The sequence below is a fragment of the Geovibrio sp. ADMFC3 genome (genome assembly GCF_054687035.1).
The window spans coordinates 1,548,434-1,570,384 of record NZ_BAAFZG010000002.1; the positions used below are offsets into that span (position 1 = coordinate 1,548,434).

The window sequence follows — 21,951 nt, forward strand, 5'->3', positions numbered from 1 at the left end:
AAACCTTAAAAAACCTCTTTCAGATATTCTGTGAATCTTGCCCATGATTTTTCATCGGCATCCTTTCTATAACTGGGAGAACCGAAAACAGTAAAAGCATGGGGTGCGCCGCTGTAAGTGTGCATTTCATGTTTAACGCCTGCACTTTCAAGCTCAACGGCAAGCTTTGCAAAATCATTCATACTGACTGCTGCATCGGCTGTTCCGTGGAAGATAACCACCTCTCCTGCGGTTCCGGAATAATTCTGCCCCTTCGGGGTATCGAGTCCGCCGTGGAAAGAGATGAACGATTTGAGAGGAGCGCCGCTTCGTGCATATTCAAGGGTGACAGTACCCCCGAAGCAATAACCTATCATCACGGCATTAGCCGTGTTCGCACCCAGAGCTTTTGCTTTGTCAAACGCTGCCTGTGTAATCATCCTCATCTTTGCTCTGTCTGCATAGAGTTCGCCGGTGAGCCTTTTTTTATCTTCAAGCTCCACAGGGCGGACACCCTTGCCGAACATGTCCGCAGCAAAAGCAGAATAGCCTAATTTGTTAAGCATTTCGACCCTTTTGATTTCATAATCCGTCAGCCCATCCCAGTCATGAATTATCAGAACCAGAGGCGCTTTTCCGGAAACAGAGGAGTAGTATCCTTCATATATTTTGCCGTCAGCGCTGTAATCAACACTTTCACCGGCATAGACATAAACTGTCATCAGAATCATTATCATAATCAGTGCGCACTTTCTCATAGAGACCTCCTCCAAGGCTTTATTAACATCATGATACCCTGCGACATCAGGTGGTACAATTAAATATCGGACGGACTGTGTGAACATGCCATGAAAAAACTATACATATTTAAACGGATCTTTTCGGTTGACTTATGCCATATGTATTGATAAAAAGATCAACTGCCTTGCTGCAGAGCTGATGAATCTGCGGCTTTAACCAAAAGGAGGACAAATTGGTTACTTACGAAACTATTTTCATCGTCCGTCCCGACCTCACGCAGGAAGAGATTGACACAAACCTTGAGTTTTTCAAGGGAAACATTGAGCAGAACGGCGGCGAAATTGTCAAAGTTGAGCCCTGGGGCAAACTTACATTCGCCTACGAAGTGGAAGACTACCGTGAAGGTTACTACTTCCTCATTCAGTACAAAGCTGACGGCAACTACAACGAAGAGCTTGAAAAACGCTACCGCTACAGCGAAGACGTTCTCAGATTCTGCATCGTTAAAATTGACGAAAAGAAATTCAAACTGAAACCCAGAAAAGACCCCGCACCCAGACCTGACAGAAAGGGCAAGAAAGTCAACCCCAGAAAACCCAGAGAGGACAAAGCTCCTTTTGAAGACGGTGATGACTCCGCAGGCGAACCCGAAGCGGAAGCAACTGAGGAATAACAATATAAATATCCACCGGATAAGGAATTTACCATGGGCTTTTTTAACAAGGTAGTTTTGCTGGGTAACTGTACCCGCAACCCCGAAGTAAGATATGTTCCCGGAAGGGATCTCGCAGTGGCAAAGTTCGGTCTTGCCGTTAACCGCAGACAGAAAGACAAGGAAGAAACAATGTTCATCGACATTGTAGCTTTTGGAAAACTCGGCGAAATCTGTGGGGAGTACCTCACTAAAGGAAGCCCTGTGCTGGTGGAAGGACGCCTCTCTCAGAATGTATGGGAGCAGGAAGGACAGAAACGCAGCAAGCATGAAGTGATCGCCGAAAATATCCAGCTCGTCTCATCAAGAAGAGACAAGGGCGGGGACTATTCATCAGGCAGTGACGGCGGATTCTCTTCAGGCGGCAGCAGCGACGATTTCAGCGAAGACGACATTCCGTTTTAACCGCTGACTCAAACGGAGGACTATATAAATGGCTGTTATAAGAAGAAAATTTCAGAAAAAGAAAGTGTGCAGATTCTGCGCGGAAAAAATCGATATAGACTACAAAGACGCTAAACTCCTCAGAGGTTTCGTAACCGAAAGAGGAAAAATAATGCCCAGAAGGCTGACAGGCACATGCGCCAGACACCAGAGAGCCCTTGCTTCTGCTGTTAAAACCGCACGTACGATCATCCTTCTTCCCTTCAGCCTTGACAGATAATCATAGGCTGTACCGGAATTAACAGGTTACGGTAAACAATAAAATAGATTAGGGAGTCCTTTTTAAGGACTCCCTTTTTTTATTTGATTTTTAAACCTTCGGGAGTGATTTCAAGAACACCGTAACCTCCGGTGGTTTCCTTCAGATAAGCGTACATTCCTGCGCCGTTAAACATGGTGAGTATTTCGTCGATTATCCCTGCGGGGTCAATATCGCCGTATTTGTCAGGATAGGCGGATTTTGCCATGAGAAAAGCATTAACATAAAGCATTTCAGGGTTCACGAAATAAGACGTATGAGGCGGCAGAAGATATGCTCTTCCGTTTTTGAACGCCTTGAGCCTTGCATAAAACTGCGGGTTTTTCCGCACATCATCAGCGATTATGCCCAGCCCGTTTCCGTCAATAAATATAATCTCAGGATTTTTCAGCAGAAGATATTCTCTGTTCACGAAAAACTGTCCGTTTTTCCGTTCCCCGTCAGTAACATTATTTATTCCGGCGAGCTTCATCGGCAGAAAATCCGCCGCTGTGCTGTTTATTCCCTGATTGCCTCTGTAGGAGATGCCGCCCACATAGGCTTTATTTTTTTCTGCGGGTTTATAGTTCAGCTTTGCGGGTATTCCTTTAATATAATCGGTGAGTTCCTGCGCTCTCTGCTGTCTGTTAAGAATATCCCCTGTGAGCTTAATGGAGCGGATGAATGTCTCCTCATCAAAATTAGGCATGCCGTAGCTGACAGCAACAACGGGAATATTAAGCTTCCGCTGCACAAGCTCCGGCTCTCCTCTGTCTGTGGATATTATAAAAACCACATCCGGTTTGAGGCTTATAATCCTCTCATAGTTCGGCATCCTCACAGCGCCGCCCTTACCGATAACAGGAAGGTTTTTGACATGTTCAAGGTTGGCTCTGATATACGGCTTGGTGGAATCAGCCATCTTGTCCATATCCTCAACGCCTGCGATCATCTCCTGCGCTCCAAGATATGTCACAAACGACAGACTGCTCCCTATACCGATTACCCTCTCAACCTTATCCGGCACTTCCACAGCCCGCCCGAAAACATCTGTAACGGTCTTTGCCCATGCGGGGAAAGAAACTAGAAGAATGCAGAGGCAGAGTATCAGGCGTGCCATATAATCATCTCTATGCTGTATTGGGTTCGTTCGATATACTTTCCGCTTTCAGTATCCAGACACGGCTTGATGTTCGCCGCAAGAATCTCATCATCCGGCTTTATATCATACATAAAAAGCATATCACGGCAGTTTGAAACAGCCTCATCGTATGTTCTGGGCACAACCCATTCACCGTCTACAGGATAGGATTTATAATCAATACCTCTTTTTTCAAGCCACTCACGCATAACCGGAGCATCATGAAACTTCTTCGGAGTTATACCGTAATGCTTATAAAGACCTGCTACCATGTTAGATTCCATTCTGCCGGCAAAGCCCATGTACACAACCCAGCCTTTTGCATGTTCCATAACCTTCGCCCTTGCCTCTTCAGACTGAACAGCGGGGGTCATGGAGCAGAATATCACATCAAACTTTTTGTCCGATTCAAACTCCATCCAGTCACCCAGATAAGTGTCAATATTCTCCAGACCAAGCTTAGATGAATCCTCTTTCAGTATGCGGAGCATCTCCTTTGAGATATCAGTTGCCGTAACGTGCTTTGCCTCTTTGGCAAGACGTATGGTATACATCCCGCTTCCGCAGCCTATATCAAGAATATCCGCATCCTTAAAAACAACGCCGTGCTTTCTGGCAATGTCCAGCATGCCTGCTTCGTAGTTATCTTCCTTCTCCTCATAACGGGGAAAAGTCTGCGCTTTATTGTTCCAGAATGTTTCCTGCTGTTCTCTTGTTTTTACAAAGTCCATTTAATGCTTGCTCCCATATTGAGACCCATGGCGGGGTATCCCCATGTCTCTTCATATTCCTTGTCCGTGAGGTTCTCACCGTATATTTCAAGTACCGTATGCTCATCGAGTTTATATTGGAGACTCGCATCAACAGTGGTGTAGCTCCCCAGCTCTCCTTTGTCCAGAGATGCCGTGTTGACAGTGTAAAAGCGCTTGCCTGTATAGTTAAGCCCCGCATCCAGAGAAAGTTTCTTTGTGATGTTCCAGCTTATACCGGCGCTTCCCTTAACATCGGGAATGTAATCCACTTCCTCCAGCACACCGTCAGGGTCTGCGGGGTCGCTCTTCTTTTCCGTCTGCTGATAGGTGCTGCTGAAACGCACATTTAATGAGCGGGTCATGTCGTATGCACCGTCAAAGGTCACCCCGTAGAACACTGCATCCGTATTGTATGCCGCCCATGCCTGATAACTCTGGGGGCGGTTTACGTACACTGCCTTGTGGAGTATATAGTCTTCTATATCATAATAAAAGCCTGAAAGGCGGGCAAAGCCTTTGCCGCTGAATGAGTGCCTGTAAGCAATGTCCAACCCTGTAGCTGTTTCAGGTTTAATTTTTTTACCTATAAGGTAAGGAACGTTCACAGTGCCGTCGTCAGAGCTTGACTGCGAGTTCCACCAGAGTTCCGGCAGAGTCGGTGTTCTGTAGTTCTGGTAAACATATACAGATATTCTGTCATATGGAGTCACTGCATATGTCAGACCTGCCTTGGGGGTCGCTTTCCCGTCTTCATAGCTTTTCTCTCCGCTTTCAGCTTCGTATCTGTCATAACGGATGCCGAAATCTGCTGAGAGTTTATCTGTCACCCTGTAGCTGTCGGATATGAAGAATCCCTGAACATCCGCTTCTGAGCCGCTGCTTCCCTGTGCTGTTCCGGTCCATCCGTTTGAGCCGTGTTTGTTGTAGTTTGTATCAACATAACGCACATCGATTCCGCCGGATCTCAGAGCTTTGACTTCTGCCCCTGCTGTCACTGTATGCTTATCGTAATCGGCAACGGCTTTAAACTTGTAACCGTAGCTTCTGTCCACCTCAATTTTTCTGTCCAGAACCAGATCACCGTCTGATGTGAGAGACGGATCAAAGGTGTCCATGGGACTTTTCTGCACCTGAACCCTTGCGGCAACATCGGCATAGTTTTTTTCGTAACGGTCTTCGTAGTTTTTATATGCCATAGCCTCTATGTAGACATTATCACTCAGCGGCTGGATATAAGTTATATCAAGCATATGCCTTATTTTGTCCCAGTACGCACCGTCGCCTATGACATTCATAGACGGAGTGGGCGTTCCCCCTGCGAAATATTCACCGCTTGCGGTGGGGTAATCACTGTCAATTGCCGTATCAAACCCCGGAAGCGAAGAATCACTGTCTGATGTGGGGTTTCCGTCTGCTCTGTTGGAGCGTATGAGCCCTCTCTCTGTTTTACTGTACTTGTAGCCGAGTATCAGTTCACCCTTCCATGGCAGAGTAAGGTAAAACTTAGGGTTGATGTGGAGGGATTCATAGTCGTTATTACGCAGATAGGCGTCCGCTTCCTGATGGCTCGCACCAAGGCTTATGCCGAGATTGCCGAATCTCTTTGCGAAACTGCCCCGTATGTTGTGGTAGTCGTCCGCATTGTCCCATCCGCCCATTGTGGCGTATATTGAAGCGGAAGCCTCCTTAGCAGGGCGTTTGGTGTAGGCATTGATAACCCCGCCCAGAGCATTGTTACCGTATTCTGCGGAACTGCCGCCTTTAATTATCTCAAGCTTTTCTATGTTATCAAGGGGGATAGTTCCGAAATCTATATAATTTCCGCCGACATTCCCGGTGGAGCTTATGCTTCTTCCGTCAAGGTTAAGCATGATCCTCTTGCTCTCCATGCCTCTGATGGAGATAATATCCCCGCTGTCCCCGAAAACTGCTTTGCGTTTAAAGGAAATTTCAGGGTCTTTTACCAGAAAGTCTGCTATGTTTCCGCTCCTGTTCTTTTCCGCAACTTCTTTTTCGGTGATATTAAGATTCTCTTCCCCTGCAGATGCAGCGGTGACTGACACTTCCTCCAGATAAATAGTCGTAGTCATAAGATTATCATCCGCAGCAGCGGAACAGACGCAGAATGCAAATACACTCACTCCCAGAATAAACCGTTTCAAAACAACCTCCGTGATGTGTTACTGCAATTTCACTGATAACACAATTTACGGAAGTCATAACACTAGGCTGACTCCCATGTCAACATCTAGTAACACATTATATATATTTCGTGTTACATCGAATTATCCAGACAGATTAACAAAAAGGATCATTTAATGGACATTAAACATTTTTACGGCTAACATTAAGCGGACAATAATAAACATAAAGAGCATTAATTATATGAGAGTTTTTTATCTTCCGGCGGCAAGCCTGATTCTTTTTGCAGCGGTTCTTTTTTTCCCCAGAATAGGGGGACTGTTCATCCCGTTTTCGCCATTGCTCCTCCTGCTTTACTTCTCTGAGCCTGCCAGAGAAAAAAAGTCGGACATTCTGCTTCTTGCTGTTATTGCGCTTTGCGCCGCTTTTGAACCATATTTAAGCGTATATTATGTAATAACCGTAATGTTCACCGCGTACATGATCAACCGCTTCCAGAACATGCCTGATTCAAACTGGCTTCCCGTTGCAGCCTCCCCGATCCCTGCTTTTGTGGTGTCATCTGTTCTGGTTTTCTTCTCAGAGAGTGTGCGGGAATCCCTCATTGAAAATGTTATAAATATTCTTGAAACCCTTGTAAAAGCAGCTAAAGATGCACCCGACACCGGAGCGGCGGCTTATGCGGCTGTGGTGGAGAAGAATATGGATCTGGCGGCGCTCTCACTTGTGCTGATTTTTCCGGGGCTTATCTTCCTTACTTCAGTGCTTGTGGCATACTTTACCAAAACGTTCTTTTACAAAATAAAAAAATATCCGCATGAGATTTTCCGCCTGCCGGATAACCTTGTATGGGTGATGCTCGCAGGGCTTGCCTTCTTTTTCACAAAAGATGTGTATATGCGCTCAGTGGCGTTCAACACCCTGCTTGTTTTCGCCGGACTGTATTTCATTCAGGGGTTTGAGGTTCTGCGTCATTGGGTACACAGGTTCAAGCTGGCAGGCATTTTCAAGGCTATCATCTATATTATAATTTTCTCCGAGCCTCCGCTTATGCTTGCACTCGCCATGGTGGGACTGTTCACTATCTGGTTCAACTTTTTCGGCAAACCAAAGCAGGAGAGTACGGAAGGCTAAATGCTGCCCAACAAAAAATACGCAACTCTCATTTCTGTAAATACCGCATTTGTTCTCGCAGTTGTTAAGCTTATAGGCGGCGCTGCCACAGGTTCGGTATCTGTTCTGGCATCGGCAGTGGACTCAATACTGGACGTGGGTTCATCCACAGTAAACTACTTTGCCATAAAGCAGTCCGAACAGCCGCCTGATAAGGACCACAGATACGGACACGCTAAATTTGAATCCCTCGCATCCCTTATTCAGGCAGGTGTGATAACCCTTTCCGGTCTTTACATTCTCTATGAGGCTTACGTCCGTTTTGAAAGCGGCAGAGCAGTAAAGAGCATAGAGGGCGGCATATGGGTCATGCTGTTCTCCCTTGCTGTCACCTTTATGCTTGTAATACTCCTCAGAAAAGTTGCAAAGAAGGAAAACTCCTCCATTCTGAAAACAGAGTCCCTTCATTATGAGATAGACCTTCTCACCGGCGGCGGTGTACTTCTGGGTCTGGTGCTTGTTAAAGTTACAGGTATAAATGCCATTGACCCGTTCATATCTGTTCTGATAGCATTAAAGACTGTATACTCTGCCCTTGTGCTGGGGAAAGAGGTGTCCGAAGACCTTGTGGACAAGGCTCTGGACGAGGATGAGCTGGTTAAAATCCGCGGTGTACTTGAGGCTTATGATTGTGTTATAGTCGGCTGGCATAAGCTCCGCACCCGTAAAGCCGGAGCAGAAAAGTTTGCGGATCTGCATGTTCAGGTAAACAGGCACTTGTCTGTGGAAGATGCACATATGATTGCAGATATGATTGAAAATGATATTTCAGAAACTTTAAACGGTGCTGATGTTCAGATACATATTGAGCCGTGCGAAGGTGAATGCACGCACAAAATCTGCGCACTTTGCGATACAGAAATCAAAAATGAAATAAACAGACTTAAAAACAAATAATCTGGGGGTATTAATGAGTATTTTCATGGAAAACATGATTGCTGACCGCCTCGGCGGAAAGATGTTCGGCAAGGACACCACCATCTACAAATTTGAGAAGATCAAAAGGGCAAAAAGAGCCGCTGTTGAAGCTAATCCCAATATCGAGCTTATCGACATGGGTGTCGGCGAACCTGATGAAATGGCTGATGCCTCTGTTGTGGAAACCCTTTGCAGGGAAGCACAGAAAAGAGAAAACAGGTTTTACTCTGATAACGGCATTCAGGAATTTAAGGACGCCGCAGCGAAATACATGAAAAAACGTTTCGACGTTGATATTGATCCCAACACTGAAATCAATCACAGCATTGGTTCAAAGCCTGCTCTGGCATTTGTTCCTCTCTGCCTTATCAACCCGGGTGATGTTGCGCTGATGACTGTTCCCGGATACCCTGTTTCCGGCACAATCACCAAATATCTCGGCGGAGAAGTTTACAACCTTAAACTCACAAAAGAGAACAACTTCCTCCCCGATCTGGATTCTATCCCTGCGGATATACTTAAAAGAGCGAAGTTCCTTTACCTCAACTATCCCAACAACCCCACAGGCGCACTTGCCCCTGTTTCCTTCTACGAAAAGGTTGTTGAGTTTGCTAAAAAGAATGATATAGCCGTAATCTCCGATGCGGCATACATAGAACTTACCTACGGTGAAGACCAGCCCTCCTTCCTCAGCGTCCCCGGGGCGAAGGAAGTGGGAATCGAAATCCACTCACTCAGCAAGTCATACAACATGACAGGCTGGAGGATGGCATTCGTTTGCGGTAACCCTCACCTTGTAAAAGCCTTCGCCACTGTTAAAGATAACAATGACTCCGGTCAGTTTATCCCGATACAGAAAGCTGCTGCATTCGCTTTGGAAAACACCGCTCTCATAGAAAGAATCAAGTCTAAATATGCCCGCAGACTTAAAGCCCTCGCAGCGGTTCTCCGCAAGCACGGCTTCTTTGTGAACGAGCCCAAGGGAACATTCTATCTGTATTTTGAGATCCCCAAGGGAACAGCTTCCGGTAAAAAGTTTGAAAGCGGCGAGCAGTTCTGCGACTATATGATAAGGGAGAAATACATCAGCTCCGTACCGTGGGATGATGCAGGCAACTTCCTCCGCTTCACTGTCACTTTCATAGCGGACACTCCCGAAGAGGAAGAAAGAATCATTAACGAAATCGACAGACGCCTCGGCGAAGACAAGTTCGTTTTCTGACAACTAAAACACAAGGCTCCCTTCGGGGAGCCTTTTTTTATTGCAGCATCATCTTAACTGCCGCTTCGGCGTGAATCTTTGTGGTGTCAAAAAGCTTCAGCGGGCTGTCCTTCTGATGAACCAGAAGAGGAATCTCTGTACAGCCGAGGATAACCCCTTCCGCACCCTCTGTCCGGAGTCTGCCTATAATCTCTGAGTATTTCATGCGGGATTGAACCCTGAAGTCACCGAGGCACAGCTCATTATATATAACATTATGCACGAACTGCCTGTCCTTCTCATCCGGAACAATAATTTTAAGTCCGAGCTTTTCCATACGCCCCTTGTAAAAATCACGTTCCATTGTAAATGCCGTTCCCAGAAGTCCCGCTTTTTTCACACCGGAAGCCAGAGCGGCTGACGCTGCGGAATCGGTAATCCTCAAGAGGGGTACATCCAGAGCATTTTCAACCTCATCCGCCGAAATGTGCATAGTATTGGTGCAGATCATTATGAAATCCGCACCGGCTCTTTTGAGCTTAAGCGCCTCATCAATCATCATTTCTGCGCCCTTCTTCCATTCGCCTCTTTTCTGAAGCAGCGCAACCTCGTCAAAATCAACACTGCTTATCAGCATCTTTGCCGAATGCAGACCGCCGAGGGCATTTTTTATTCCTTCATTAATGTATCTGTAGTACAAGGCTGTGGATTCCCAGCTCATTCCGCCTATAAGACCTGCTGTCCTCATATATCACCATATTAATGTATTAGTTACCCGGAAATTCGGATTCATTGTGGATTTTATAATCATACCAGAAGTTTTTTGGATTATAATCTCAAAAAGGGGGTAACGATGTTTGAAGCGGTGGAATTGGGACAAAAAGTCAGCAAAAAAGAATTTGACGATGCCCTGCCCGAACTGCGGACAAGGCTGATACAGGCACAGACTGCCTTTTCAAAATATCACGGACCTCTGGTAATCATACTAAACGGAATGGACGGAGCCGGCAAAGGCGAACTGATGAACTACCTCGGCGGACTTATGGACCTCCGTAACGTTATAATAAAAACCTTCTGGCAGGAAAACGGAGAGGAAAAAAGCAAACCTCTTTACTGGAAATACTGGATGAGTCTTCCGTACAGAGGGCACATCGGCTTCTTTTTCGGTGCGTGGTATTCAGGAGAAATGCTGGAAGCTGCCAAGGGAAATATAGAATCCGCAGAATATGAAAGACGCATGAAAAGGGCGGCTGCTTTTGAATCCTCTCTGGCGGATGACGGAGCAGTATTTGTAAAGTTCTGGTTTCATCTGAGCAAAAAAACCTCAAAGAAAAAAACAGACGAACTTAAGAAAAAGTTCGGTAAAGGGGAAATTGTGGAACGTGCCATGTGGCACAGGGAAAAGTATGACGCCATTGTGAAAGCAGCAGAGAGAGGCATACGGCTCACTGATCATTCCAAGGCACGCTGGCATCTCATAGAGGCGGACGATAAGCGCCACCGTACACTAAAAGCCCTGCGTATAATTGTGGAAACCCTTGAGGCAGCGGTCGCCTCCATAGGAGCAAAACATAAAGCGGAAAAAAGAGCAGTGGGCATAGCTCCGCCTGTTTTATCAAAGGTGGATCTGTCTCTGACAGCGGAATACGAAGACTATAAAAAGAAACTCCCTGAACTGCAGGAGCGTCTTAATGCGATGGCGTGGAAGGCATACAACAAAAAACGTTCCGTCATAGCCGTATTTGAAGGGTGGGACGCCGCAGGCAAGGGAAGCGCAATCCGCCGCATTGTTCAGGGCACTGACATACGCCTTGCAAGCGTTATCTCCGTGGCGGCACCCACTGATGAGGAAAAGGCGCATCATTATCTCTGGCGTTTCTGGCGGCATATCCCCTCCGCAGGGTTCATCACTATGTATGACCGTTCGTGGTACGGGCGTGTTCTTGTTGAGCGTGTTGAAAAATTTGCCGCAGAAAACGAATGGGCCCGCTCCTTTGAGGAGATAAATGAGTTTGAAGAACACCTCACCGAAAGCGGAATTATCCTTGTGAAATTCTGGGTGCATATAAATCAGGAGGAACAGCTAAAGAGATTTAAAGAAAGGGAAAAACTTGCGTGGAAACAGTATAAAATAACCGACGAAGACTGGCGCAACAGAGAAAAATGGGATATGTATGAGGAAGCGGCGAATGAAATGATCGCCCGTACAAGTACGGGACATGCTCCGTGGAATCTCATAGCCGGGAATGATAAGAAATACGCACGGCTTAAAATACTTGAGACTATGTGCGGAGCAATGGAGGAAAAACTATGATAGATTACGAAAGAATAATTGACCAGGTCACAGCACACGCAGCGGATTATGCCTTAAGGTTCGTTGCTGCTATCCTGATCTTTTATATAGGTAAATTTCTTGCCAGAATGCTGGCAAAACTCGCCCAGAGGGCAATGACAAAAACCCATATGGACGAAACCCTTGCAGGTTTCCTTAAAAATGTTATATACGCTCTGCTGTTTGCAGTGGTAATTATCGCATCTCTCAACGCCCTCGGCGTGCAGACAACTTCACTTGTTGCCGTTATGGGTGCCGCAGGTCTGGCTGTTGGTCTTTCATTAAAGGATCAGGTTGCAAACTTCGGCGCTGGGGTGCTTATAGTTATGCTCCGTCCTTTCAAAGTCGGCGATGTGGTGACTTTAGCAGGGCAGACAGGCTCAGTGCTGACCATTCAGGTATTTCAGACAATACTCAAAACCTTTGATAACCTTACGATAATGATCCCTAACTCCAGCGTTATGGGCGGAACAATAACAAACTTCTCTCTTCAGGGAACAAGGATGATTCCCCTTGTTATAGGCATAAGCTACGGCAGTGACATAAAGAAGGCAAAAGACATAATGCTTGAGACGATGACCGCACATGAAAAAGTGCTTAAGGATCCCGCTCCTGCGGCAGGTGTTCTTGAGCTTGCGGACAGCTCTGTTAACCTTTTTGCCCGCTCATGGGTTGAAACTGCCGACTGGTGGGGCACCAAGGCCGACCTCCTTGAAAACATCAAAAATAATCTCACCGCAGCAGGCATAGAAATCCCCTTTCCGCAGATGGATGTTCACTGCTTTAAGATGGATGATAAAGCTTGAGAATTCTGCACGTTGACACAGGTAAAGAATGGAGAGGAGGGCAGAGACAGGCCTTCTTCCTCCATCAGGGTCTCGCAGACAGAGGACACCACAGCCTTATGGTCTGTGCCAAAGGCGGAGAGCTTCAGAAAAGGGCGGAGAACACCACCCCGCTGAATTTCCGCAGCGAAGCAGATCCTGTTTACATATTCCGCCTGCTTAAAATAATAAAACAGTTTAAGCCGGACATTGTCCACTCCCACGACAGCCACTCCCTTACCCCTTGCATTGCCGCTTCATGGCTTAACAGCTCATTCAGGCTTGTCCATACCCGCAGGGTTGATTTCCCTCTGAAGAAGAAGCTCTTCAACAAATACAGAAGCAGCCGGATCAATCTTGTGGCGATAAGCAAGGCTATACGGGAAACAATTGCCTCAAGCGGAATTGACAAGTCAAAGATAGGACTTATCTACAGCGGTTCAGATAAACCGAAAAAGCTTAATGCGGAACTGGCATCTGAATTTGCAAAGAGATACAACCCAAACGGAAAAAAAGTCATAGGCACTGTTGCGAATATTTCAGAACATAAGGACTACCCCACGCTTTTAAAGGCATTTGATAAATTATGTGAAACACGCAGCGACACCATTCTCCTTGCCGTGGGTGACGGTCCTATGTTTCAGGAGATAAAAGATTTTGCAAATACCCTGAAATGCAGGGAGAAGGTTGTATTCACAGGTTTCAGTCCGCATATAACCGAAATGCTCTCCCTGATGGACATCTTCACAATGACTTCAACAAAGGAAGGACTATGCACATCGATCATTGACGCCATGAATTCATCTCTGCCTACAGTGGCGACAAGAGCGGGCGGAATACCTGAACTTGTGGAAGACGGCGAGACGGGATTCCTTTGCGATGTTGCCGATGATAAGGCACTCTCCGAAGCATATGCCAAACTTCTGGAAGATGAACCTCTGCGCATGAAAATGGCTGAAAATGCCCTGAAAAAAGCTTACGGATTCTCCGCCGAAAAGATGGTTCTTTCTTATATCGATTACTATACCGAACTGTTGAAATGAGCGGACTATACATCCACCTCCCGTTCTGCCGGCGTAAATGCCATTACTGCGGATTCATGTCTCTGGATTCCTTTGATGATGGGCTTATCGGCAGATATTCCGACGCTCTCCTGGAAGACCTTGCCTCAACAGGGAAAACAGCATTCGATACAGCCTATATCGGCGGCGGCACACCCAGTGCCGTACCGTATGCGCTGCTGGATAGTTTTCTGGGGAAGCTTCTGAAAAGAGTATCGGTATCCGGCGAATTCACCGTAGAGGCAAATCCGGAATCTATTAGCGAAGGTTTCCTTAAAACCGCCGCCGCACACGGGATAAACAGATTGAGCATGGGGTGCCAGAGTACGGATGATGCGGTATTAAAGCTTCTGGGCAGGCTGCATGACCGAAGAGCGGTATTCACCGCTTATGATCTGGCAAGAAAGCACCTGCCTGAAGCAGGAATCAACCTTGATCTCATATTCGATATTCCGGACACACAGCAGGAAACAGCACGCAAAAGCATGGAGGAGATAACATCTCTTAACCCTGATCACATATCCGCATACTCATACTCCTTTGACACCGGCTATCTGGCGGAAAAGGGCGAAGTGCCTGACAGCATGTTTCTTGAGGTTAAGCACTTTTTACAGTCCAAAGGCTACACCAAATATGAAATATCAAACTTCTCCGGAAAAGGACACGAAAGCAGGCACAACATAAACTACTGGAAGCTTGGGGATTTCACCGGAATAGGGGCATCAGCATGGTCTCTTGAGAACTATAGCGCAAAACGGATTCATAAGGGAAAAGCGAAAGATGTGAACATTTATCTCTCTGATCCGTCATGCTATGTGGAAACCTCTGTTACAGAACAGAGTGATCTTGTTAAGGAATCTGTGGTTTTCGGTTTAAGAATGGCGGAAGGGGTTGACATTAACTCTCTTTCATCATTTTATAACCGCAGAGATACAGAGCTTGAAGAAAAAATAAACCGCCTCTGCGGCGAGGGTCTTTTAGAATGGAAAGAAGGAAAAATACGCCTAACAGAAAAAGGGGAATTGCTTGGGGATTCGGTGTCGGAATTTTTATGGTAGCCCTGACAGCGCTCTACCCCGCATCAGAAGCTGACGCCGGCTGCGCCGGAGACTGTATGACCTGTCACCAGAACCTTGCAAACAGCAAAGAGCATCAGCCTCTTAAAACCTGCATTCAGTGCCACGAACCTTCAGAAAAAAAGACTTTCCTGCCCATGGCTTCTGCCGACGGCTGCGGCACACGCTGCTTTGACTGCCATAACCAGTGGCCCGCAGACGGCTGGCACGCTCCCCTTGACAAATGCTCAGAATGTCATAAGGTTTCAGCAAACATCCTGAACAGGTAAGATAAATCAGCCCTGATCCACCAGCCATAAGCCTATGGCGGCGATTGTTATGCTGTGGGTTATCCCGCCGGTCTGTACCATTTTCAGAACCTCTTCCCGTGTAAATTCGACAGGTTCGGTCTCTTCAAAAAGATCATGATTCATACTGCCCCCGTTCACACAGTTTTCCGCAAGGAAGCAGTGGCAGGTGTTGGTCATAAAAGCCGGGTTGGGGTGCATTATACCAAGGCTTTTTGCAGACAGAGAACTGTAGCCGGTCTCTTCTGCAAGCTCACGCAGTGCGGCGTCTGCAGTAACCTCTCCGTCATCCACAGCACCCCCGGGGAACTCATAGGTCACGCTGTCTGTGCCCACACGAAACTGACGCACCAGAACAAGCTTTCCGGAATCTGCCACGGGTACGGTTATCACCCAGTTTTTGATATTTACAACGGTGAAGGGCATGGAAGCCCCGGCACCGTCAAAGTGATAATGCCTGTGTTCCACAGAGAGAACACGGTCGGCATATTTTTTCTCAGTTTTAATATACCGCCAACGGCTTTTCATTTAAATAATGATCCCGCTGTCGCTTCTGCCTTTGGGAGCAGCGCCGCCCAAACCGCCGATTCCGCCGCCGCCCGCCATGCGGATTCCGCTTTTGGCCTCGATATATTTGTTTTTGATGTCTTCAGGGAATTCAGCGTAAACATACATAACCTTGTCCCAGCCGATTTCTCCGCCTATTTCGTCTTCGTAAGGAAACCCGAAAGGGAGAATTGCTATCTGGATGCCTGAACCACCCATAGGCACAGCCTGAACAACGGCAACATCCTTAAGGATGTTCTTTTCATCGTCTTTTATCCCTATGCATGTATCACCGCTTACCAGCTTGACAAATTTGATATTTTCCATTCCTGCACCGTACCTTAACATTAGATTTTAAGTCGTTGACCTGCTTATTTAGTATATGCTTTTGCACAATAATTCAACGTGTTTTCATTTTTCTTCTGAAACCCCCTAAAGTAAGGTGTTTCTAACTGTCATTTTTGTATTGACAGCCCAGAGGCAAGATCATATGTTCGGAAAATAATATTGGAGGTGTGACATGGCTCACAAAATTACTGACGCCTGTACAAACTGCGGTGTTTGCGAAGACGAATGTCCCGTAAACGCTATCTCTGAAAGCGATGACGCAAGAGTTATCGACGCTGATGCCTGCACTGACTGTGGTGCATGTGTAGAAGTCTGCCCTGTTGACGCAATCGAGGCATAATTAACCAGTGCTAATAATTGCCCCGCAAAACGGGGCTTTTATTTTAATATAGAATACTACACCCGGAGTAGGATATGAACGTATTTCAATATCTCAAGGACGAAATAAAAACAATATATCAGCGTGACCCTGCCGTGCGCAGCGTCGCAGAGGTAATTTTCTGTTATCCGGGCTTTCACGCCATGCTTTTTTACCGTGTTGCAAATTGGTTCTGGCGCAAGAAGCTTTTTTTCCTCGGCAGGTTTACCTCGCACATAGGCCGATTCTTCACGGGTATCGAAATCCATCCCGGAGCAACCATAGGCAGACGCTTCTTTATTGACCACGGAATGGGTGTGGTAATAGGCGAGACAGCCGAGATCGGAGATGACGTAACTATATATCAGGGAGTAACTTTAGGTGGAGTTAGTCTCAAGAAAGAAAAAAGACACCCTACTTTGCAAAATAATGTTATAGTTGGTTCAGGCTCAAAGGTTTTAGGGCCTTTTACTGTTGGTGAAAACGCCAAAATCGGTTCAAATTCAGTAGTTGTGAAGGAAGTTCCGCCCAACGCCACAGTGGTGGGAGTTCCCGGAAGAGCTGTAGGTCAGCAGAAGGACGATAACATCAGTGCGCTGGATCATGACAAGCTGCCAGACCCCGTGGCAAAAGCAATCAGTTGCGTGGTTGCGAGGGTTGTTGAGCTTGAGAAAGAGATTCAGGAGCTAAGAAAAAGGCTGAAAGAACATGAAAATTACGACTAAAAGCAGATACGCTATCAGGGCAATTTATGCCCTTGTTGTTCTGGGCGGAGACAAAGAGCCGGTCGCATTGACGCAGATCGCCCAAATGGAGACTATTTCACGGAAATACCTTGAACAGATCTTCATCCAGCTTAAAAAATACAATATTGTCGTAGGTTCAAGAGGTGCTGGCGGCGGATACATGCTCTCACGGGATGCCGCAGGCATAAGCGTTAAAGATGTCGTGATCGCAATGGACGGACCCATAAGCCCTGTTGACTGCACAGACGGAGAAGACTGCTCCAAGTTCAGCACATGTGCCATCAACTGGCTGTGGCTCGGACTCAAAAAAAATGTTGATAATTACCTTGAAAATATTACTATAGAAGACTTAAAGAAGCACGCACTCGGAGGAAAAAATGCCCATTTATCTGGATTATAGCGCAACGACCCCTGTGGACAGGCGGGTTTTCGAGGCTATGATTCCGTTTCTCACGGAAAAATACGCCAACCCATCCAGCATCCACGTTCTCGGTAGAGAAGTGCGGGAAGACGTTGAAAACGCCAGAGCCGTTGTTGCCTCCTATATCAAATGCGAACCACATGAAATTGTTTTCACCGCAAGCGGAACAGCATCCGACAACCTCGCCATTAAAGGCATGGCTGAGGCGATGAAGCATAAAGGCAAGCATATAATCACAACATCAATAGAACACAAGGCTGTTCTGGAGACATGCAAATCCTTGCAGAAAAACGGATTTGACGTAACCTTCCTGCCGGTAAACAAAGACGGCGTAATCTCAGTTGATGACTTCAGAAAAGCAATCAGACCGGACACAATTCTTGTTTCCGTGATGCTGGTTAATAACGAAGTCGGCACTGTCCAGCCTGTTAAAGAGATAGCCGCCATCGCAAGAGAGAAAGGGATAATTGTCCACACAGACGCTGTTCAGGCTGTTGGCAAACTCTCCACAGATGTCAGCGAACTTGGCGTACACCTGATGAGCTTTTCGGGACACAAGTTCAATGCTCCCAAAGGAATCGGCGTACTTTACATTGATGAAAACCTCAAAGATCTCATAATCCCCATAGTATGCGGCGGAAGTCAGGAATACGGACTCCGTGCCGGAACGGAAAATGTGGCAAATATAGCCGCTATAGCAAAAGCCATAGAGCTTCTTGAAGCCGAAGGCGAAGAAGAAGTAAAAAGAATACGCAGATTCCGTGATATGTTTGAGCAGGAAATTCTTGCCCGTGTACCGGACACATATGTGAACGGCGGCGGAGCAGAAAGAGTATGCTGCATATCAAACATAGCTTTCAGATACATAGAGGGTGAGGCGCTGATGGTCTACGCCAGCGAGGTATGCTGCTCCACAGGCAGCGCATGCACGTCAGACAGTGTGGACGCCTCCCATGTTTTGTATGCCATGAATGCTGACCCTGTGGACATGCACGGCTCACTCCGCTTCAGCTTCGGCAGGTTCACCACCGAAGAGGAAGTTAAGCAGGCTGTTGAAATGATCTGCACAAGCGCAAACAAACTCAGGGCTATGTCACCTCTGGGCTGATGTGAATATAAAGGCTGAAAGCCGGCGCATGATCCGTGCCGGCTTAATAACCTTCTACTTTCTCCACTTTTCCACACTGGGGAGCATGTTCCCTTACGCAGGATATTTCTTTAAATCACGAAACTTCTCAGGAACAGAGATAGGCATACTGCTTGCGGTGTTCCCGGTAATGAAGTTTCTTGCCACCTCTCTCTGGACGGAAACATACAGCAGGCAAACATGGAAAACCTCCTTTGTGCGCTTGGCTGCGGCGCTTTCGTCACTCTCCCTGCTTCCGTTGTTTTTTCTTGAAAGTTTTTCAGCAGCATTTATCTGCCTTATACTCTTTGCATTCTTCAGAGTAGGTATTATCCCTGTCATAGAAAACGCTGCCATGGGATTCTCTGAGCAGTACGGAACACCCTACGGACGTATGAGAATGTTCGGCTCTATCGGCTTCACCATTTCGGCTGTGGTTTCAGGCTTTGTAATAGACCGCTTCGGCGCTTCGGCATTTATTATTCAGTTCACGCTACTTGGGCTGCTATGTACTGTTCCGGTGGGTATGATGCGCCTTGAGCATTGGTCTAAGCTCCACAAAAAAGCGAAAGCTATCCTCCTTGACCGGAACACAGTGCTGATGACAATTATGCTGATTGCATATCTTTCATCCAACGCTTTCCACGGCAACTTCTTTAATATAAAAGTCAGCGAGGTTGGCGGTTCACAAACCTTAGCAGGATATATGTGGGCAGCGGGTGTAATGTGCGAGGTACTTTTGCTTTATTTTACTGACAGTGTGCTTAAGACATACAGCGCAAAGCAGGTAATGCTTTTTTCAGTTTTTATGTCAGTTATACGTTATATTCTCACGGCGTTCAGCCCTTCCCTGACAATTCTTTTCATAGCAAATATGTTCCACGGCTTCAGCTACGGTTCATTCCATGTGGCGGCTCTGACATACTTCCGCAGGGTTTTCGGCGCCGATAAACAGCTTAAGGCTCAAAGCATATACTCCGGTCTGGGGTTCGGTCTGGGCTCCGTTGGCGGTTCATTTATATCAGGTGTAGCATACGACCTCAGCGGCAGCACTGGAGTATTTGCCGCAACAGCAGCGGTGTGCGCAGTCTCCATGGTTCCCTTAATATTTATGAAAACAGATAGATAAGTTGCAGTAAATCCCGAATGGGATATAATATCCTCAGATTCTAAGGAGAACGGATAAGCTGCATGAGCAAAACCAACACCCTGCTGAAAGAACTTGAGGAACTTGCCGCCAAACTTAACATTAAGGTGCGGTATGAAAGAACCAAGGCAAGGGGAGGTCTCTGCCGAAAAGGAGAGCAGTTCATGATAATTATCGACCGCTCCGCAGACCCTCATTACAAAACCGCAGTAATAGCTGAAGCAGTGAAGAAGTTTGATCTTACTGATGTCTACATCAGTCCGAAAGTCCGTGAAGCTATAGAAAGCGCTGATTAACGGGGAAAACAGATTGGAAAAAAACAAACTGGATATAGACCTTGTTTATAATATTCTGGAAGAAGAGTACGAAAAGCTTGAAAAACCTTCTGTAACCGCAATAGCGGAAAAAAAGCGTGACCCTTTCCGTGTTCTTGTCAGCACAATCATATCTCTGCGCACCAAGGATGAAGTGACAATAGCTGCATCTGACAGGCTGTTCAGCGTGGCTGACACTCCGCAGAAGATCCTTGAGCTGGACACGGAAACAATGGAAAAACTTATTTATCCCGCCGGATTCTACCGGAACAAAACAAAAACAATTAAAGATATAAGTGCTATACTCATAGAGAAATACGCAGGCAGTGTCCCTGCGGATATTGATGAGCTTGTCAGGCTGAAAGGGGTGGGGAGAAAAACCGCCAACCTTGTGCTTGTGGAAGGCTTTCAGATACCCGCAGTCTGCGTGGATATACATGTTCACAGGATTTTCAACAGGCTGGGATACCTGAACACCAAAGACCCCGACAAAACAGAGACGGAGCTTAGAAAAACGCTCCCTCAGAAATACTGGATTAAACTGAACGAAATGATGGTTACTTACGGCAAATACGTATGCCGCCCGGTGTCTCCATTTTGTTCTGCTTGCAGGCTTTCTGAATGTTGTGCTAAAGTCGGCGTCACTACAAGGAGGTAAGCCGTGGCGCACCGTATTGATGAAACTGATGTACAGATACTGAACCTTCTCGCTGAAAACTCACGCATTTCCTATGCGGATATAGCAAAAACAGTGGGGATGAAATCACCTTCCGTTATTGAGCGTATCAAGTGGCTTGAATCCGAAGGAATTATCACAGGCTACACAACCCAGATAAACTATAAAAAACTCGGCTATGACATACTTGCCTTCATCGGCATTTTCATAGACAACGCCGACAATATCGCCGACTTTGAGCATCACCTCAAGAAACTCGGAAAGGAAATAATCGGCTGTCATCATGTTACCGGTGAATACACTATGCTTATCAAAGTTATTGTGAAGAATACCGACTCCCTCAGCACACTTATCAAAAAACTCCGAAACACACCCGGTGTAACCAAAACTAATACAATTCTTGTATTCTCAACCATACTCGACCGCTCAAGGATGCTTTGAGAAAAGTTACCGCAGTCATACCTGTCTATAACAGAACGGAAACGCTGAAAGACGCAGTGGAATCCGTTCTGTTTCAGGATTCCGGAGAGATTGAGATCATCGTTGTGGATGACGGCTCGGAAACCGACCTTAGACCCCTCCTCAAACCTTACCTGAACATTATCCGCTTTATCCGCCTTGAGAAAAACATGGGCGTGAGCCGTGCCAGAAACGAAGGCATAAAAGCAGCACAGGGAGATTATATAGCCTTCCTTGACTCGGATGACGTCTGGCTTCCATTTAAAATCAGACATCAGCTCGAAATAATGGAAAAAGAGCAGTCAAAAGTCTGTCATACAAACGAATTCTGGTACAAAACAGACCGCTTCATAAACCAGAGCAAAAAACACACCCGCTACGGAGGAGACATCTTCCCTAAGATTCTGGACATATGCAGAATAAGCGACTCCTCTGTGATTATCGCAAAAGAGGTGTTTGATGAAGCCGGAATGTTTGATGAAAGCATGCGTGTATGCGAGGACTATGATCTGTTTCTGCGGATTGCAGCGCTATATAACGTAAGCTACATTGAAAAAAAATGTATCATAAAAAGATCAATAACAAACGATCAGTTAAGCACCTCGATCAGCCATATAGAGTCTATACGGCTTGAATCACTAAAAAAATTCACCAATAGTTTCAAAAAGTTATCGGAACAATACATGAGTACCGCTCTGGAAGAGATAAAAAGAAAAGAACAAATTGTTAAATCGGGGCTCATTAAAGACAGGTAGGGGTTTAAACTAATTTCTTGCTATTTTAAATTAA

At 46.3% G+C, this 21,951-nt stretch carries 27 protein-coding genes; 20 read left to right on the plus strand and 7 right to left on the minus strand.

Annotation, left to right across the window (positions count from 1 at the left end; translation table 11 throughout):
- Positions 1-5 precede the first annotated feature (5 nt).
- Positions 6-737, minus strand: coding sequence for a dienelactone hydrolase family protein (locus ACYRYY_RS07770; protein WP_460215038.1), 732 nt, complete (start codon positions 735-737; stop codon positions 6-8).
- A 215-nt stretch (positions 738-952) separates the two neighbouring features.
- Between ACYRYY_RS07770 and rpsF the strand changes: the two genes are divergently transcribed.
- From rpsF to rpsR, 3 genes are read left to right on the plus strand one after another with little or no spacing between them, the layout of a single operon-like run.
- Positions 953-1,393 (plus strand): 30S ribosomal protein S6, encoded by a 441-nt coding sequence (rpsF, locus tag ACYRYY_RS07775; protein ID WP_460215039.1) that lies wholly within the window; start codon positions 953-955, stop codon positions 1,391-1,393.
- Positions 1,394-1,426: 33 nt separating this feature from the next.
- Positions 1,427-1,837, plus strand: a complete 411-nt coding sequence (locus ACYRYY_RS07780) for a single-stranded DNA-binding protein (RefSeq protein ID WP_460215040.1) — start codon at positions 1,427-1,429, stop codon at positions 1,835-1,837.
- Between the two features lie 28 nt (positions 1,838-1,865).
- Positions 1,866-2,096, plus strand: a complete 231-nt coding sequence (gene rpsR, locus ACYRYY_RS07785) for a 30S ribosomal protein S18 (RefSeq protein WP_460215041.1) — start codon at positions 1,866-1,868, stop codon at positions 2,094-2,096.
- 79 nt (positions 2,097-2,175) lie between these two features.
- Here the strand turns inward: rpsR and ACYRYY_RS07790 are convergent, their stop codons facing one another.
- From ACYRYY_RS07790 to ACYRYY_RS07800, 3 genes are read right to left on the minus strand one after another with little or no spacing between them, the layout of a single operon-like run.
- Positions 2,176-3,234, minus strand: coding sequence for an iron ABC transporter substrate-binding protein (locus tag ACYRYY_RS07790; protein ID WP_460215042.1), 1,059 nt, complete (start codon positions 3,232-3,234; stop codon positions 2,176-2,178).
- The gene (locus tag ACYRYY_RS07795) at positions 3,222-3,986 is read right to left on the minus strand and encodes a class I SAM-dependent methyltransferase (RefSeq protein ID WP_460215043.1); all 765 of its coding nucleotides are present in this window, start codon (positions 3,984-3,986) and stop codon (positions 3,222-3,224) included. Before ACYRYY_RS07795 ends, ACYRYY_RS07790 begins: the two co-directional genes overlap by 13 nt.
- Positions 3,974-6,169 (minus strand): TonB-dependent receptor plug domain-containing protein, encoded by a 2,196-nt coding sequence (locus tag ACYRYY_RS07800; protein WP_460215044.1) that lies wholly within the window; start codon positions 6,167-6,169, stop codon positions 3,974-3,976. Before ACYRYY_RS07800 ends, ACYRYY_RS07795 begins: the two co-directional genes overlap by 13 nt.
- Positions 6,170-6,392: 223 nt before the next feature.
- Here ACYRYY_RS07800 and ACYRYY_RS07805 point away from each other — a divergent pair, with 223 nt between their 5' ends.
- Genes ACYRYY_RS07805 through ACYRYY_RS07815 form a run of 3 tightly spaced genes read left to right on the plus strand, consistent with a single transcriptional unit; the run spans position 6,393 to position 9,462 of the window.
- Complete coding sequence (locus ACYRYY_RS07805; RefSeq protein ID WP_460215045.1) at positions 6,393-7,283, plus strand: DUF2232 domain-containing protein; 891 nt, start codon at positions 6,393-6,395, stop codon at positions 7,281-7,283.
- On the plus strand, positions 7,284-8,219 hold the full coding sequence (locus tag ACYRYY_RS07810) for a cation diffusion facilitator family transporter (RefSeq protein WP_460215046.1): 936 nt from the start codon (positions 7,284-7,286) through the stop codon (positions 8,217-8,219).
- Positions 8,220-8,232: 13 nt separating this feature from the next.
- Complete coding sequence (locus ACYRYY_RS07815) at positions 8,233-9,462, plus strand: LL-diaminopimelate aminotransferase (protein WP_460215047.1); 1,230 nt, start codon at positions 8,233-8,235, stop codon at positions 9,460-9,462.
- A 37-nt stretch (positions 9,463-9,499) separates the two neighbouring features.
- Here ACYRYY_RS07815 and ACYRYY_RS07820 read toward each other — a convergent pair whose 3' ends face one another.
- Entirely contained in the window at positions 9,500-10,189 is a 690-nt protein-coding gene (locus ACYRYY_RS07820; RefSeq protein ID WP_460215048.1) for an aspartate/glutamate racemase family protein, read from the minus strand.
- Positions 10,190-10,294: 105 nt separating this feature from the next.
- On the opposite strand from ACYRYY_RS07820, the gene pap reads away from it, so the two are divergent.
- The 5 genes from pap to ACYRYY_RS07845 are packed head-to-tail and all read left to right on the plus strand — an operon-like array spanning position 10,295 to position 15,003.
- The gene (gene pap, locus ACYRYY_RS07825; protein WP_460215049.1) at positions 10,295-11,755 is read left to right on the plus strand and encodes a polyphosphate:AMP phosphotransferase; all 1,461 of its coding nucleotides are present in this window, start codon (positions 10,295-10,297) and stop codon (positions 11,753-11,755) included.
- Positions 11,752-12,579 carry a mechanosensitive ion channel family protein gene (locus tag ACYRYY_RS07830; protein WP_460215050.1) on the plus strand — a complete coding sequence of 276 codons (828 nt, stop codon included), beginning with the start codon at positions 11,752-11,754 and terminating at the stop codon, positions 12,577-12,579. Before pap ends, ACYRYY_RS07830 begins: the two co-directional genes overlap by 4 nt.
- Positions 12,576-13,640, plus strand: a complete 1,065-nt coding sequence (locus ACYRYY_RS07835; RefSeq protein WP_460215051.1) for a glycosyltransferase family 4 protein — start codon at positions 12,576-12,578, stop codon at positions 13,638-13,640. The genes ACYRYY_RS07830 and ACYRYY_RS07835 overlap by 4 nt, the downstream gene beginning before the upstream one ends.
- Positions 13,637-14,716, plus strand: a complete 1,080-nt coding sequence (gene hemW / locus ACYRYY_RS07840) for a radical SAM family heme chaperone HemW (RefSeq protein WP_460215052.1) — start codon at positions 13,637-13,639, stop codon at positions 14,714-14,716. The genes ACYRYY_RS07835 and hemW overlap by 4 nt, the downstream gene beginning before the upstream one ends.
- Positions 14,710-15,003: a hypothetical protein gene (locus ACYRYY_RS07845; protein WP_460215053.1), complete on the plus strand. Its 294-nt coding sequence runs from the start codon at positions 14,710-14,712 to the stop codon at positions 15,001-15,003. The genes hemW and ACYRYY_RS07845 overlap by 7 nt, the downstream gene beginning before the upstream one ends.
- 6 nt (positions 15,004-15,009) lie before the next feature.
- On the opposite strand, the gene ACYRYY_RS07850 is transcribed toward ACYRYY_RS07845, so the two are convergent.
- Both ACYRYY_RS07850 and ACYRYY_RS07855 read right to left on the minus strand, forming a co-directional pair.
- Entirely contained in the window at positions 15,010-15,549 is a 540-nt protein-coding gene (locus ACYRYY_RS07850) for an NUDIX hydrolase (RefSeq protein ID WP_460215054.1), read from the minus strand.
- On the minus strand, positions 15,550-15,894 hold the full coding sequence (locus ACYRYY_RS07855; RefSeq protein ID WP_460215055.1) for a hypothetical protein: 345 nt from the start codon (positions 15,892-15,894) through the stop codon (positions 15,550-15,552).
- 193 nt (positions 15,895-16,087) lie between these two features.
- Here ACYRYY_RS07855 and ACYRYY_RS07860 point away from each other — a divergent pair, with 193 nt between their 5' ends.
- The 9 genes from ACYRYY_RS07860 (at position 16,088) to ACYRYY_RS07900 (ending at position 21,917) form a co-directional block, all read left to right on the plus strand.
- Complete coding sequence (locus ACYRYY_RS07860) at positions 16,088-16,255, plus strand: DUF362 domain-containing protein (protein WP_460215056.1); 168 nt, start codon at positions 16,088-16,090, stop codon at positions 16,253-16,255.
- Positions 16,256-16,329: 74 nt separating this feature from the next.
- Entirely contained in the window at positions 16,330-16,998 is a 669-nt protein-coding gene (gene cysE / locus ACYRYY_RS07865; protein WP_460215057.1) for a serine O-acetyltransferase, read from the plus strand.
- Positions 16,982-17,419, plus strand: coding sequence for an RrF2 family transcriptional regulator (locus ACYRYY_RS07870; RefSeq protein ID WP_460215058.1), 438 nt, complete (start codon positions 16,982-16,984; stop codon positions 17,417-17,419). The genes cysE and ACYRYY_RS07870 overlap by 17 nt, the downstream gene beginning before the upstream one ends.
- Positions 17,397-18,548, plus strand: coding sequence for a cysteine desulfurase family protein (locus ACYRYY_RS07875; protein ID WP_460215059.1), 1,152 nt, complete (start codon positions 17,397-17,399; stop codon positions 18,546-18,548). Before ACYRYY_RS07870 ends, ACYRYY_RS07875 begins: the two co-directional genes overlap by 23 nt.
- Position 18,549: 1 nt before the next feature.
- Positions 18,550-19,695, plus strand: coding sequence for an MFS transporter (locus ACYRYY_RS07880; RefSeq protein ID WP_460215060.1), 1,146 nt, complete (start codon positions 18,550-18,552; stop codon positions 19,693-19,695).
- A gap of 62 nt (positions 19,696-19,757) precedes the next feature.
- On the plus strand, positions 19,758-20,009 hold the full coding sequence (locus tag ACYRYY_RS07885; RefSeq protein ID WP_460215061.1) for a hypothetical protein: 252 nt from the start codon (positions 19,758-19,760) through the stop codon (positions 20,007-20,009).
- A 13-nt stretch (positions 20,010-20,022) separates the two neighbouring features.
- Entirely contained in the window at positions 20,023-20,685 is a 663-nt protein-coding gene (locus ACYRYY_RS07890) for an endonuclease III domain-containing protein (protein ID WP_460215062.1), read from the plus strand.
- 3 nt (positions 20,686-20,688) lie between these two features.
- A complete protein-coding gene (locus ACYRYY_RS07895; protein WP_460215063.1) occupies positions 20,689-21,144 on the plus strand; it encodes an Lrp/AsnC family transcriptional regulator in 456 nt (151 codons plus the stop codon).
- A complete protein-coding gene (locus tag ACYRYY_RS07900; protein WP_460215064.1) occupies positions 21,141-21,917 on the plus strand; it encodes a glycosyltransferase family 2 protein in 777 nt (258 codons plus the stop codon). Before ACYRYY_RS07895 ends, ACYRYY_RS07900 begins: the two co-directional genes overlap by 4 nt.
- The last annotated feature ends 34 nt before the right edge of the window (positions 21,918-21,951 follow it).

Excerpts from the sequence above, each read along its gene's own strand:
- ACYRYY_RS07815 (WP_460215047.1), top strand. The coding sequence starts at position 8,233 with ATGAGTATTTTCATGGAAAACATGATTGCTGACCGCCTCGGCGGAAAG.
- ACYRYY_RS07850 (WP_460215054.1), bottom strand. The coding sequence starts at position 15,549 with ATGAAAAGCCGTTGGCGGTATATTAAAACTGAGAAAAAATATGCCGAC.
- ACYRYY_RS07860 (WP_460215056.1), top strand. The coding sequence starts at position 16,088 with ATGGCTCACAAAATTACTGACGCCTGTACAAACTGCGGTGTTTGCGAA.
- ACYRYY_RS07810 (WP_460215046.1), top strand. The coding sequence starts at position 7,284 with ATGCTGCCCAACAAAAAATACGCAACTCTCATTTCTGTAAATACCGCA.
- ACYRYY_RS07830 (WP_460215050.1), top strand. The coding sequence starts at position 11,752 with ATGATAGATTACGAAAGAATAATTGACCAGGTCACAGCACACGCAGCG.
- ACYRYY_RS07795 (WP_460215043.1), bottom strand. The coding sequence starts at position 3,986 with ATGGACTTTGTAAAAACAAGAGAACAGCAGGAAACATTCTGGAACAAT.
- ACYRYY_RS07805 (WP_460215045.1), top strand. The coding sequence starts at position 6,393 with ATGAGAGTTTTTTATCTTCCGGCGGCAAGCCTGATTCTTTTTGCAGCG.
- ACYRYY_RS07845 (WP_460215053.1), top strand. The coding sequence starts at position 14,710 with ATGGTAGCCCTGACAGCGCTCTACCCCGCATCAGAAGCTGACGCCGGC.
- ACYRYY_RS07820 (WP_460215048.1), bottom strand. The coding sequence starts at position 10,189 with ATGAGGACAGCAGGTCTTATAGGCGGAATGAGCTGGGAATCCACAGCC.
- ACYRYY_RS07875 (WP_460215059.1), top strand. The coding sequence starts at position 17,397 with ATGCCCATTTATCTGGATTATAGCGCAACGACCCCTGTGGACAGGCGG.
- rpsR (WP_460215041.1), top strand. The coding sequence starts at position 1,866 with ATGGCTGTTATAAGAAGAAAATTTCAGAAAAAGAAAGTGTGCAGATTC.
- ACYRYY_RS07780 (WP_460215040.1), top strand. The coding sequence starts at position 1,427 with ATGGGCTTTTTTAACAAGGTAGTTTTGCTGGGTAACTGTACCCGCAAC.
- hemW (WP_460215052.1), top strand. The coding sequence starts at position 13,637 with ATGAGCGGACTATACATCCACCTCCCGTTCTGCCGGCGTAAATGCCAT.
- ACYRYY_RS07870 (WP_460215058.1), top strand. The coding sequence starts at position 16,982 with ATGAAAATTACGACTAAAAGCAGATACGCTATCAGGGCAATTTATGCC.
- ACYRYY_RS07790 (WP_460215042.1), bottom strand. The coding sequence starts at position 3,234 with ATGGCACGCCTGATACTCTGCCTCTGCATTCTTCTAGTTTCTTTCCCC.
- cysE (WP_460215057.1), top strand. The coding sequence starts at position 16,330 with ATGAACGTATTTCAATATCTCAAGGACGAAATAAAAACAATATATCAG.
- ACYRYY_RS07855 (WP_460215055.1), bottom strand. The coding sequence starts at position 15,894 with ATGGAAAATATCAAATTTGTCAAGCTGGTAAGCGGTGATACATGCATA.
- ACYRYY_RS07885 (WP_460215061.1), top strand. The coding sequence starts at position 19,758 with ATGAGCAAAACCAACACCCTGCTGAAAGAACTTGAGGAACTTGCCGCC.
- pap (WP_460215049.1), top strand. The coding sequence starts at position 10,295 with ATGTTTGAAGCGGTGGAATTGGGACAAAAAGTCAGCAAAAAAGAATTT.
- ACYRYY_RS07770 (WP_460215038.1), bottom strand. The coding sequence starts at position 737 with ATGAGAAAGTGCGCACTGATTATGATAATGATTCTGATGACAGTTTAT.